This is a genomic window from Paenibacillus sp. FSL H7-0331 (assembly GCF_001956045.1).
Map to the genome: position 1 here is coordinate 14,484 of NZ_MRTH01000002.1, position 12,447 is coordinate 26,930.

Sequence of the window (12,447 nt, forward strand, 5' to 3'; positions counted from 1 at the left end):
ACAGAGGGTGAGACTATGAAATGGTTTATGAATTTGAAAACATCGGTGAAATTAATTTCCGCATTTGGTATTGTTGCAGTAATCGTAGCGGTTGTTGGATTGTACGCTATATCTAATCTGAGCATGATGAACGGCAATATTAATGAAATGTACAACAATAATCTCACATCTATTCAAAGATTGTCAGCCGGACTCAACAGCTATCAAAATATACGTGTAGCCATACGCGATATGAGCCAGAGTGACACTTTGGCCGCGAATAAATTGCAGACGGATATTGATGGCTACGTGAAGGAATTACAGGACCAGATTGACGTTTACCGCGGTACACCCATTACCCCTGTTGAGAAAGAGCAGCTTAAAGCATATGACACTGCTGTTGCGGCCTATACGAAGACACTTGCTGCGGCAATGAAACTGGCGGAAAAAGAGGATAAGACCGAATATAGCAAGTTTTTAAATAGCGAGTTGACTCCTGCTGGATCGAAGGTCAGGGAAAGCTTAAACAAGCTGATCGATACCAACGTGAAACTGGCGGAAGGGACGAATACCAAATCAGAAGAAGCCTATACGTCTGCACGCACGACAACGATTATTATTGTTGTCATTGCTTTTATCCTTAGTCTTACAATGGGTTACGGAATCGCACAATCGATCGCTCGCCCACTGCACCGGATCGTAAGTTTGGTTACCAAGGTGGCACACGGCGATTTGCGGGAGAAGGCCGATATTGACACGAAGGATGAAGTCGGCCAATTGGCGGCTTCCATGAATCAAATGATCAGCAGTCTGCAAAATCTGATTAGTGGCATCATCCAATCCTCGCAAAGTGTCGCTGCTGCATCTGAGGAAATCTCGGCAAGCACAGAAGAAATTGCTGGCAGCAGCATCAGTCAGGCGCAGTCCGCGCAATCCATCACAGAACTGTTCAAAGAATTGAGTGTAGCCATTAACTCTGTTGCCGAAAGTGCAGAGCAAGCTGCAGAGTTATCCAACATAACGGTCAAAACCGCTAGTGAAGGCGATAAAGTGATACAGGCTTCTATAGTGGGAATGCAAGCCGTGAACCAGACGATGACACGGTTAGAAGAAGATTCCTTGAAAATAGGCGACATTATTGAAGTTATTGATGATATTGCCGATCAAACCAATTTGTTGGCGTTGAATGCAGCAATCGAGGCGGCACGAGCAGGTGATCAAGGCAGAGGCTTTGCCGTAGTAGCTGATGAGGTTCGTAAGCTCGCTGAACGAAGCAGTGAAGCGACCAAGCAAATATCTTCCATTATTAAAGTCATGCAGGCGAATACGAAGCAAAGTGTGAATGCAGTGCTGGACAGTGTGGCGCAATCGTCTCAAACCGGCGAAGCCTTCCAAAATATTATTCATATGGTCAACGATTCTTCACAGAAAGTGAACGAGATCGCCGCGGCCTGCGAGGAAGAAGCTGCCCAGGCATCTGAAGTTATGCATTCGGTTGAGTCTATAGCCGCCTCCAGCCAGGAATCGGCAGCAGCCTCCGAAGAAACAGCAGCAACGTGTCAATCGCTTGCGCAGCTTGCGGATGAGTTGAATACCTCCGTCTCGATTTTCAAAATTTAAGCATACGGATGTGATTCTTATGGCAACAGTACAGCAGGACCAATATATTGAGATGACTGTCGGACTTGAGGCATATGCCGTCAGAATTGAAGAAATTCATGAAATTATTAAAATGCAGACGATAACGGAAATTCCTCATTGTAAGCCTTATGTGAAGGGTGTCATCAATTTAAGAGGCAAGGTTGTCCCTGTTGTCAGCTTCAGAAATTTGTTCGGCTTGCCTGAACAGCAGGATACGAAAACAACACGAATTGTGGTTGTGAAGCATCGGGAAGAATCGGTTGGAATCATAGTTGATCAAGTGAACAAAGTAACCACATTTCCTGATATTCAGCCGCCGCCGGATCATGTTGGAGGTGTGAGCGGGGCTTACTTCTTAGGAATCGGACTTCGTGAAAACAAGCTGGTTGGGATTTTAAAACTGGATGAAGTGCTGCTGCGCGACTAGGGGAGGCTGTTACGCATGAACGATTTGTCAGCCTATCGGGAAGCCTTTATTGAAGAATTGGTGGATCAGCTTGACCGAATGGAGCAAGAACTGCTTTCGATGGAAAAGGAGGCAGCGGAAGAAACCGTCCAATCTATTTTCCGTGCCGCACACACGATTAAAGGCTCCTCGGCTGCGATGGGCTTTGATGAAATGAAGTCAGTGACACATGAAGTCGAGCATTTGCTGGATATGATCAGGGGAAAGAAGCTTGAGGTCGATGGGTCGCTTATTAATTTGCTGTTCAGCGCATTGGATGTTTTGAAAGCATTACGGGACGAGTATATGCGAGGACTATCGTATTCCGATATTTCAAAATTGGTGTATGATCTTCAGAATTTCACGAAAGCTCCCTCAAAACCGACTCCATTCAAAAGCTTGCCTGAGCTAACTCTGGAGCAATCGCTGCAGGTGGAGGAAGCTGCGGAATCAGGGCTGCAGCTGTTGAAAGTCCAGATCAACCTGAGTGAAGATTGTCCGATGATGGCTGCCCGGTTTCAGCTCACGACTCAGGAAATAACTGCAAGCTACGGTACGGTTATTTGTTCCGATCCGTCTACTGTGGATTACCATGAGACCGAGGATAGCATATATTCAGAATCTATTTTTCTCATAAGCACCTCTCTCGATATGAAGGACGTTCAGGAGCAGTTATCCACACTGACCGACGTCAGGCTGGTTAAGGTAGAAAGCTACAAGCCGTCAAGTAAGCCGAGCAGCACAGTGCCTGTTCCCAAAGTACAGGTGCAGGAGGATAAGAGCAAGCAGGGACCACAAACTATACGCGTCAGTGTGGAACGTCTGGAGCATCTGATGAATCTTGTAGGAGAGCTGCTGATTGACCAGACATCGCTTTCCCAGCTGAAGCAGTCGGTATCGAGCCGCTTTGCGAACGAGGAATTTGTGGAAAGACTTAGCGACATCAGTGATCATATGTCAAGCATCGTGGAAGAGCTGCAAGAAAGTGTGATGAAAGCTCGTATGCTGCCCATTGAGCATTTATTTAACCGTTTCCCAAGGATGGTTAGAGATTTGTCACAGAAGCTGGGCAAAGATATTGAGCTGGTGCTGGAAGGAATGGAAACGGAGCTCGACCGTACGCTGATCGAAGAAATCGGGGATCCCTTGATCCATCTCATACGCAACGCAGTGGACCACGGTATTGAAGCGGCTGATGTGCGTGCGAGCCAAGGAAAAAGAGTAAAAGGGCGCGTCCGTTTAAATTCGTTTCATGAGGATAATCAGGTTGTCATTACGGTAGAGGATGATGGGGCAGGCATCCTGCCTGACAAGATGAAAGCTTCCGCGCTGCGTAAAGGGATTATTACCGAAGAAGAGGCGGAACGCCTTTCGGACTATCATGCGATATGCCTGATCTTCAGACCAGGATTTTCCACGGCTGCGGCGGTTAGCGAGGTATCGGGGCGCGGCGTTGGAATGGATATTGTCCGCAACCAGATTGAGCGGTTGAATGGATTAATCGATATCGACTCTAAAGCAGGTCAGGGAACTTGCTTTACAGTGCGAATCCCGTTGACTCTGGCCATTATTACAGGACTTATGGTAAAGGTTAGCGGCCGTGATTATGTCATTCCGATGAATAACGTCATTGAAATCGTCCGCATACCGATGGAGCATATTCAGACCGTTCATGGGGAAAATGTTATTGTTATCCGCGATAAGGTGATTCCTCTCATCTGGCTGCATGGCGCGCTGCAATTGGACAAAAGCAAGGTGCAGGGTAAGTTCATTCCAATCGTAGTGGTCGGGTCTGCCGAGAAGAAGCTTGCTCTCGCAGTGGATGAATTGTTAGGCAATCAAGAAATCGTGATCAAAACGCTCGGTACTTTTTTAGGCAAAATCCCGTTTATTACGGGAGCGACCATCCTGGGCAACGGTAGAGTAGCGCTTATTCTGGAAATAGCGTATTTGATACAAATGATGAATAAGCATACCGTCGGGCAGCCGGTACATATCATGTAACCAATATGAATGATTCCGTTCGCTTGATTAATTTGCTATAATACAGGGATAGTTGTCTGGATTGGAAGGTGTGATCATATGGAACCGTCCCTTGGTACAGTCGAGGATTGTGAATCATCGTGTTTTGGCTCGGAAGCAGATCTCAATCAAGTTAGGGAAAAGATGATTGATGAGGAGTCGGCCGTTCAGCTTGCCGATTGGTTTAAAGCATTTAGCGACCCGACCCGCGTAAAATTAATTGGTGCACTGCTTCAAAAGGAGCTCTGTGTTCACGACCTATCCGTACTACTGGATATGGGACAATCTGCAGTATCCCATCAGCTGCGTTATCTTCGCAATATGAGAATCGTGAAGCGTCGTAAAGCCGGCAAAACCGTCTTTTACTCACTGGATGATTCACATATTGAAGAGATTTTTGTGCAGACCCTGCAGCATACGAAGCATGGTTAATCGTTAACCAGCCCTGCACCTTCATGGGTATGGTCTTGCTTATGACAAAGCCCGCAAGTACACGGTCAATACCGTTACTTGCGGGCTTTGTGGTTACGTTTAGAGTAACGCTCAGGATTCATTAAATTATGAAAAGCTATTTTTGCTGAATCATCATTTTCCACAGATCGGCTGAATCGTACCCGAGTCTCCAGGCTGCGACGCCGCCGAGATCATATTTTTTGGCGATATCGATACGGGCTTTGACGGTGGCTTCATCCTCCAGCCAGAATACTCGTTTGTTCCCATCCTGCTCATACTCGACCCGATATTGGCCGAATTTGTCATCCCAGGTTTGTGTAGCTTTTTTACTTTTGATCAAAGCAGGTAAATCCTTCATCAGCAGAGCACGATTATCAACGAGCTGACCGCTTTCATCGATCTGCCATTCACGCACGTAGAAAGGAATCCCCATAATAAGCTTGTCTCTCGGGATACCGTATGACAGGAACTCTTGAACACCTTCCTCGACCCACTGCAGCCCGGCTACCGAGCCAGCTTCAGGTCCGGATCTCCAGTGCTGATCATACGTCATCGTGATGATGTAATCAACGGTTTCTCCCAGCTTCTCATGATCATAGGCTGTCTGTGCATTCCATTTCACACTGCCACGCGGCAAATCGATAGAAATCTTAAGACCTTCAGCATGCGCGGCAGCCGTCAAATTTTTGACAAAGGCTGTGTATGGAGCGCGGTCCTTACCGGCAACACTTTCAAAATCGATGTTCAAGCCTTCGACACCCAATTGGGCACCTTTACTTACCAGCGCTTGGATAAACTTTTTTTGTGCATCAGCATTAGCTAAAAATTTGGTCGTTAACGCGGCGTCAAATTGATTGTTAATTAATGGATAGACACGAACGTTTTGCGCTTTCAGCCAAGCAACGGTGTCCTTATTGGACGTATCCGTCAGAGTGCCTGATGCATCAGCAAGCGTAAAATACGTTGGTGATACCACGTCCAGCCCTACCGTATTGTTCACATGCGCGCGAATCGTATCATTGTTGGAGCTTCCGTTCCATCCCCAGAATTGCAGCATCCGGAAGTTGTCCCATACCTTAAAGCTATCATCCAACAAGCGGATGGAGGCATTGCTGAAGCTCAGCGCGTAATTAACAGCATCCGGCAAAATGGATGAGTCGGAGATCCACTTATCATTTTGGAATACCTGGTAGTAGGGATAATTAGTCCAAATGTCTTTCGGTGAATCATTTTTAGTAATACGGGTATGGTCAAAAGACTTTGCGTAGGCTATGGCGTCATCAAGGCTAAGAAAGGCATTCAGCAGTGACGAATATTGATATACCTTATATATTTTTTCATTGGATAAAATGGTCTGGTTGTTCTTGTCTGATCTGACTACACTGGAATTTCCCCACGCTGCAGCCTCACGAACGGCATCCTCCAAATAAGCGAAGGACCAGCTATCCTGCGTGGACTTGCCTTGATATACCTGGTACACCTTGGGTCCTGCACGAAGCTCGCCTTTGCTGGATTCCGGAATGTTGTCCCAAATCCATTGGTGGTCGCGAAGATCGATGATATGTACATTGCCCCATTTGGCGCCCTCAGCTTTAGCTTGGGCCAATGTAGTGAATTCCCATGAATCCAGTGTGAGTTCACCTTGATATAAGCGGTACTGAGGATAGTTATTCCAGACCCATCCATCGGAACGTAGATCCCGAATGCTGGCATGACCCCAATTGGAGGCTTCACGAATGGCTTGATCCAGCGTGGCAAATTCCCAAGCGGAGCTGCTTATTCCATTCTGGTACATTTTATAACGAGGATAGTTGTTCCATAGCCATTTACGTGTGCTAATTTCCTCGACATGCGTGCTTGTATACTGCTTGGCGTAATTCTCGGCAGAGCTATAATCGGAGGTTTCTACTAAAATTCGGTCATCCTGATAAACCCGATATTTGGACGTCTTGTCTGCGGCCAGAGCCGTACCGGATGAAGTGAGGAGCAGCGCCAATATGGATAGGACCAGAACGGTGTTGCGCTTCAAGTTGCATCAGCCTCTTTCTACTAGTTACTAATCTATTAAACGTAATATAGCACGCAGAAGTTGCGAGGAAAATAATAGAAAGGAAAATTATTCCGGGTAAAAGTAACAAATCTGTGGACGAATGTGAATCAGTTGTTTCCGTTTTCCAGCCTTCTTGATACAATAAGAATACCCGTAGCTACTGCTATGTCGGATGTATGGAAAAGGCGGTTATCGGTATGCAGAAATATCCACAGGCTTATATCAATTATCTGATACATTTTCATGCGGAAAGAGATTATTTTGAATGTCATGAAGTATTGGAAGAGTACTGGAAGGAACATCCCGGCGATCTATGGGCCTCCACTTATGTGGGACTGATTCAGGTTGCCGTTTCGTTATATCACTGGCGCAGGCATAATTACGCAGGAGCTGAGAAGATGCTGCGCAGCGCGCTAACCCAGTTGAAGGATACAGATTTGGTACAGTTGGGCATAGAGGCTGACGTATTTCGTACAACACTTTCGCGGCGTTTGGAAATACTGGACAATCCTGAAGATAGGCAGTACGAGGATTTGGATATCCCGCTTGCAGACCCGCAGCTGGAGGCACTTTGCCTGGAGCATTGTAGTGAAAGTGAGCTGACATGGCGGCGCCCCAGTGATCTAAGCAACACACAACTTATCCATAAGCATACCCTGCGAGACCGTGCACCCGTTATACTGGAGCGGGAGCGCAGCAGGCAGATGAAATTGTTAGCAAAGAGGGACAAAGGATGAGTAAAGAGTATAAGCACGGTAAAATTATGATCGTTGATGATGAACCGAACATTGTTGAAGTCATCCGGTTGTATCTGGAGCATGCAGGCTACGAGCCAATCATTGCTTACCGGGGTGGTGAGGTACTGCAAACCGTACGGATTCAGCAGCCTGATCTGGTGCTTCTGGATGTGATGCTTCCGGATCATTCCGGCTTTGAGCTGTGCAGCCGTATTCGAAGTGAATCGGGAGCTCTTGCGCATACACCTATTATTTTCCTCACCGCCAAAGGCGAGTCGATAGACAAGCTAAGGGCCTTCAATCTGGGTATCGACGATTATATTGTAAAACCGTTTGATCCCAATGAGCTGATTGCCCGAATTAAAGCCGTATTACGTCGGACACAATTGCAGAATACGACTGCAAATACGGGTTCCGAGCAGGATCGGGAGAAGCTGCTGCGAATGGGTGCTCTGATGATCGATCCAGGCCAATACAAGGTCACCTTGGATGGCAAACGGGTCGATTTAACCCCTAAGGAGATCGAGCTGCTTTATTTTCTGGCCTCAAATCCGGGGAGGGTATACTCGCGTGAGGACTTGCTTGGTTATGTGTGGAACTTCGATTTTAGCGGAGGCACACGTACGGTAGACGCTCATGTCAAAAATTTACGCAAAAAGCTGGGTGCCAGCACTGATTGGGCGATTCAAACCCTCTGGGGGATCGGCTATTCATTCGAGGTCATGCAGCATGCGTAAACCTTGGTTTAGCAGCTTTTATATCAAAATTTTCTTAACGTTCCTGGTCACGTGTATTTTGTTCTTTGTCGGATTGGCCGTGTTCTGGAATTATTACTTTACCGATTTATTTTATAAGGATAAAAAAGAAATGCTCTCCTCCCGTTTTGGTGAAGTCGCCAAGCTGCTGCCATCTATTCAGGAGGGAACGATTTCAACACGTGAAATGCGATTTGGTGTACGGATTATTGCCCGAAGCATTAATGGTCAGGTGTGGCTTGTCGATAGCTCGGGTATGATTCTTAATGGTTCGTCAGAGCGTGAAGGGACGCTAATTCCGAAGGTTGTGGATACGTTGTTTATCGATGGCCTGAAGGGACAGGCAGGCTTCGTGGCAGGCGAATACAAGCTGGATGAGCGGGCGCGAGGGGGCACCTTGACTTATTATGCACCATCGCAGCTGAACGGGAAGCCGATTGTGATTTTCCTGAATGTGCCTGCAATTGAGGTAAGTGAAGCGCTAGCTGCTGTACGCTGGAATATTTCGGTCCCATTGTTATTTTCATTATTGACGGTAGGTTTGATCTTGTACGTGATCTCCCGTAAGCTGGCAGGGCCGTTGCAGCAGATGAACCGGGCTGCGCTTGAGCTTGCAGGTGGAGATTTTACAGTAAGAGTGCCCGTGACCTCCAAGGATGAAATAGGTGAGCTGGCCAGCAGCTTTAACTTCATGGTGGATCAGCTGGTGAATTGGGAGGATGCGAGGCAGGAGTTTTTGGCTAATGTATCCCATGAGCTGCGTTCACCTCTAACCTCACTGAGAGGGCTCATCATCGCAATGAATGACAAGATTATTCCCGAGGATAAATACGGCCATTATTTAAAAATATGTGATTACGAGGTACAGCGCCTGCAGCGTCTTGTTAATGATTTGCTGGATCTGGCAAGAATTCAGAATGGTATGGATGTTTTTCTGACCTATCCGATGGACATCGTAGGCAAAACCCGTGAAGTGCTGGATCTGATCAAGCCGACTCTGGCTGACAAAAAAATCACCCTGCTGGAGCAGCTTCCGGAAGAAACGTATAATCCGATCGTGTCCGATCTGGACGATGACCGTTTTGCACAAATCTTACAAAATCTTTTGCACAATGCGATCCAGTTCACTCCATCGGGAGGGACGATTACAGTTCGTGTATGTGAGGAGGACGGAAACGGAACGATCTATATTCTTGACACGGGTATAGGCATATCGGGCGATGAGCTGCAGCGGATCTGGGAGCGTTTCTATAAAGCCGAGCATTCACGGATTTCCCGATCTGAGGGTACGGGGCTTGGGCTTACTATTGTGAAGCACCTGGTTAACGGAATGAAAGGTACGATCGAGGTTGCGAGTGAGGTAGGCGTAGGAACCGAGTTTAAGCTGTCATTTCCACTCAGCGAGCATGAAGGAGCTTAGTCTTCATACTCGCTTGTCTTTTGTTATGAGCCATGCCCAATCTGTTTCTCTGAACTTCCACAGTCTGGTAGCTGCTACGATTTGAGAATTCGTTTTTGTCTCGCTTGTACAAGCCATTGCGGGTATTCATTAAACAATCTGTCATACAGTTCACTGTCACTGACGGTATCAATATCATCAAGGGCAAAAAAGTCGGCATTATCAATGAATCTACCTGGCAGGTCGTCCAGTTCTTCCAATACACCATAGTAAGATTGTCCCAAGCCGACAAATTGCCAAAAGATCCCGAGCTTTGAGCTCTCAATCAAAATCTTCGATATTCCCTCAGTTTCATAGATGCCACCGTCACTGAAAAAGATAACATAAACGGGCAGGCGATCATTGGGCTCCTCTTTACTATATTTTTTTATCACGTCACGCATAACTTCCGGCTCATTGTTGCCGCCTCCAGCAGCACCTAAGGTGTAGGTGCGTTTTACATAGTTTTCATAATCAGTGGCAGTAACACTACCGGTACGCATGCTACTATCTGCAAAAAACCATACATCCAGTTGTCCGTCATCATCCATGCTGGAGGCGATAGCTAACACTTTTTCGAAGGCACGCTGAACAGTGCCATTTAGATAAAGGTTGAACATGGAACCAGAAGCGTCAAAGACAACGGCAACACGGGCCTTTTCATTTGCAATTTTATTTTTGGCAAGAGAGATTTCTACTTTCTTTTTCAGCAGGTCTATTTTGTTGAGATTAATTTTCGTTTCTACAGGGGGCGCGGCAGCAGCGGCAGATTCAGCTACAACAGCGTCATGACCTGCATCGTCTTGGTTGTCTATAACCTCAAGTCCGTAATGTTTGCATAAGTCATCTAATCCTCCGAAAAAACCACTTCCGATCGCGCTGAACTTCCATTCCCCGTTATGTAAATAAAACTCTCCAACAACAATCGCTGTTTCTTTAGTAAGATCCTTGCCGAACTCAAATTTGATCGTCGTTTCTTTACCGCCCGGGTCAACAATCTCCAGATAGGTATTGGATACTTGATTAAAATACTGGTTTAATTTCTTGCCTTCATGGATCGTTAGCGTAAGCGCAATTTTATGGATCGAGGAGGATAATCGGCTCCAGTCCATTGTGAATTGTCCACTTTGGGCGTTGCTGCCTGCCGTATACGACACAGAATGATCAGAGCTTACAGGATTTCCATAAAAAATGAAATCTTCATCCTGCGCACATATACCAGAGCTGGATAATAAAAATGCGGAAGCGTCCACCTCAATCTGAGTACCAGCCGTTTTCCAACCAATATGAACCTGTACATTTTTATGATTTCGATTTTTGGTGACATCGATTTTCTGTCCTTTTTGCAGCAGCATGTTGCGTTCCTCCTAATGATTCCTCATGGACTGAGGTTATGGGTATGTTGTATCACTTCCAACTATATCAAAAATAGGAATCTAGCACCATATTTAATGCAAGTCACTTTAATAGAAACCTGGAAAAAGATTTTACATAATATTCACAAATCTCTCATAGTTTCATCGAAATTGCGCTATATGCTGTTGATAACAGATGGAACGTGTGATTGAATGAACAAGGCATGTATCTGCTTATGCAGTTGATTTACTGCGATAATTTTAGGAGGCGATCCCATGGGGAATTGGCGGTTGCGATGGATTGGCATCAGCTTTATCATGCTGTTAAACGGGTGTATCCATCCAGCACCAGTCAGCCTCCAGCTCCCGGAAGCTGTAGTTCAAAGAGACGAAATCCAGAATACGTTCGAACGGCAAATGGTCATATTATTTCAAAGCCTGATTCAGATGGATCGTCGTGAAAATTTGGGATTAAGCATCAAGCAAGCCAAAGAGCTGCTGCCGATGGTTGAACGCAATAGTCGTGTCGGAGAGCTGGAACAAGCGGATCAACTACTGATTATCGGGCTGCTTTCAGCCGAGCAGAAGGGATTTGTTAATGAGTTCCAGGAACGGATTCGTAGCAAGGCGCAAAACATGAAGGAGTTCAAGAAAAAGGATCCTTCCAGTGTCGAGGAACGTGAAGCCATGATCCATGAGTTTGAACTGCGGCGGCGTGAACGGGATGCTGAATTCGACAAAAAGCCGATGTCTCCAGCATCGGAGGGCACTCGGGAAAACCCGTCGCACCCGCCTTCTTCGTCTGGTGGACTCGGGAGCGGTAAAAATGTCGAGCAGCAGCTTATCGATTTACTTCAAGCTAAGATCAAGAAGGAACCAATACCCGAACGTTAAAAAGGACTGTCTGGCTATAACGCCGACAGTCCTTTGTGTATGTAAATCTATGGGTTTAGACGGTAGTTGTAGTTCCCCAGTCATATCCGTTATCAACGAGGTCCAGCTTACCGGTTTCAGGGTGGATAATTAATCCGTGAACCGGCAGATTTTTGGGTAACAAGGGATGGTTGCGAATCAGCTTCACACTGCTGAGCACGCTGTCCTGAACATCATCGAAGCCTCTCAGGAATCGAGCTAAATCAATGCCTGCATGATGAAGGGTTTCGATCATTTCCTGGGTTACTCCACGCTCCTTGGCTTTCTCCAGAACCTCAGGTGCGTTCAGGCCGATCATGCCGCATTGATGGTGGCCAACAACGAAAATTTCCTTGGCTTGAAGCTCATATACGGCCACGATAATACTCCGCATAATACTTCCGAACGGATGGGTAACGACGGCCCCTGCATTTTTAATAATTTTGGCATCGCCGTTACGCAAATTCATGGCCCGCGGCAGCAGCTCAGTCAGTCGTGTATCCATACACGTAACGATAACCATCTTTTTATCGGGAAATCTGGTTGTAAGATATTGTTCATAATCTTTATTGTCAACAAACTGCTGATTGTGATTAATAATGGTAGACATTAACGAGTCCATGGTACCCCTCCGATTATTGGTGTGCAGTATAACCTTAT

At 46.3% G+C, this 12,447-nt stretch carries 11 protein-coding genes; 8 read left to right on the forward strand and 3 right to left on the reverse strand.

Going from position 1 to position 12,447, the window contains the following annotated elements; all coding sequences use genetic code 11:
- The first annotated feature begins 15 nt into the window (after nucleotides 1-15).
- From BK127_RS02770 to BK127_RS02785, 4 genes are all read left to right on the forward strand, one after another.
- A complete protein-coding gene (locus tag BK127_RS02770; protein WP_076228457.1) occupies nucleotides 16-1,599 on the forward strand; it encodes a methyl-accepting chemotaxis protein in 1,584 nt (527 codons plus the stop codon).
- Between the two features lie 19 nt (nucleotides 1,600-1,618).
- On the forward strand, nucleotides 1,619-2,047 hold the full coding sequence (locus BK127_RS02775) for a chemotaxis protein CheW (RefSeq protein WP_076228459.1): 429 nt from the start codon (nucleotides 1,619-1,621) through the stop codon (nucleotides 2,045-2,047).
- Between the two features lie 15 nt (nucleotides 2,048-2,062).
- Nucleotides 2,063-4,069: a chemotaxis protein CheA gene (locus tag BK127_RS02780; RefSeq protein ID WP_076228461.1), complete on the forward strand. Its 2,007-nt coding sequence runs from the start codon at nucleotides 2,063-2,065 to the stop codon at nucleotides 4,067-4,069.
- A 78-nt stretch (nucleotides 4,070-4,147) separates the two neighbouring features.
- A complete protein-coding gene (locus BK127_RS02785) occupies nucleotides 4,148-4,519 on the forward strand; it encodes an ArsR/SmtB family transcription factor (RefSeq protein WP_076228463.1) in 372 nt (123 codons plus the stop codon).
- Between the two features lie 136 nt (nucleotides 4,520-4,655).
- Here BK127_RS02785 and BK127_RS02790 read toward each other — a convergent pair whose 3' ends face one another.
- A complete protein-coding gene (locus tag BK127_RS02790; RefSeq protein WP_076228465.1) occupies nucleotides 4,656-6,569 on the reverse strand; it encodes a glycosyl hydrolase family 18 protein in 1,914 nt (637 codons plus the stop codon).
- A gap of 218 nt (nucleotides 6,570-6,787) precedes the next feature.
- On the opposite strand from BK127_RS02790, the gene BK127_RS02795 reads away from it, so the two are divergent.
- The 3 genes from BK127_RS02795 to BK127_RS02805 are packed head-to-tail and all read left to right on the forward strand — an operon-like array spanning nucleotide 6,788 to nucleotide 9,502.
- Complete coding sequence (locus tag BK127_RS02795) at nucleotides 6,788-7,327, forward strand: DUF309 domain-containing protein (protein ID WP_083689022.1); 540 nt, start codon at nucleotides 6,788-6,790, stop codon at nucleotides 7,325-7,327.
- Nucleotides 7,324-8,064, forward strand: a complete 741-nt coding sequence (locus BK127_RS02800; RefSeq protein ID WP_076228470.1) for a response regulator transcription factor — start codon at nucleotides 7,324-7,326, stop codon at nucleotides 8,062-8,064. Before BK127_RS02795 ends, BK127_RS02800 begins: the two co-directional genes overlap by 4 nt.
- The gene (locus BK127_RS02805) at nucleotides 8,057-9,502 is read left to right on the forward strand and encodes a sensor histidine kinase (RefSeq protein ID WP_076228473.1); all 1,446 of its coding nucleotides are present in this window, start codon (nucleotides 8,057-8,059) and stop codon (nucleotides 9,500-9,502) included. Before BK127_RS02800 ends, BK127_RS02805 begins: the two co-directional genes overlap by 8 nt.
- A gap of 74 nt (nucleotides 9,503-9,576) precedes the next feature.
- Here BK127_RS02805 and BK127_RS02810 read toward each other — a convergent pair whose 3' ends face one another.
- Nucleotides 9,577-10,875: a VWA domain-containing protein gene (locus BK127_RS02810; RefSeq protein WP_076228476.1), complete on the reverse strand. Its 1,299-nt coding sequence runs from the start codon at nucleotides 10,873-10,875 to the stop codon at nucleotides 9,577-9,579.
- A 276-nt stretch (nucleotides 10,876-11,151) separates the two neighbouring features.
- Between BK127_RS02810 and BK127_RS02815 the strand changes: the two genes are divergently transcribed.
- Nucleotides 11,152-11,769, forward strand: a complete 618-nt coding sequence (locus tag BK127_RS02815; RefSeq protein WP_076228478.1) for a hypothetical protein — start codon at nucleotides 11,152-11,154, stop codon at nucleotides 11,767-11,769.
- A 55-nt stretch (nucleotides 11,770-11,824) separates the two neighbouring features.
- On the opposite strand, the gene BK127_RS02820 is transcribed toward BK127_RS02815, so the two are convergent.
- Nucleotides 11,825-12,409, reverse strand: a complete 585-nt coding sequence (locus BK127_RS02820) for a beta-class carbonic anhydrase (protein WP_076228481.1) — start codon at nucleotides 12,407-12,409, stop codon at nucleotides 11,825-11,827.
- Between the last annotated feature and the right edge of the window lie 38 nt (nucleotides 12,410-12,447).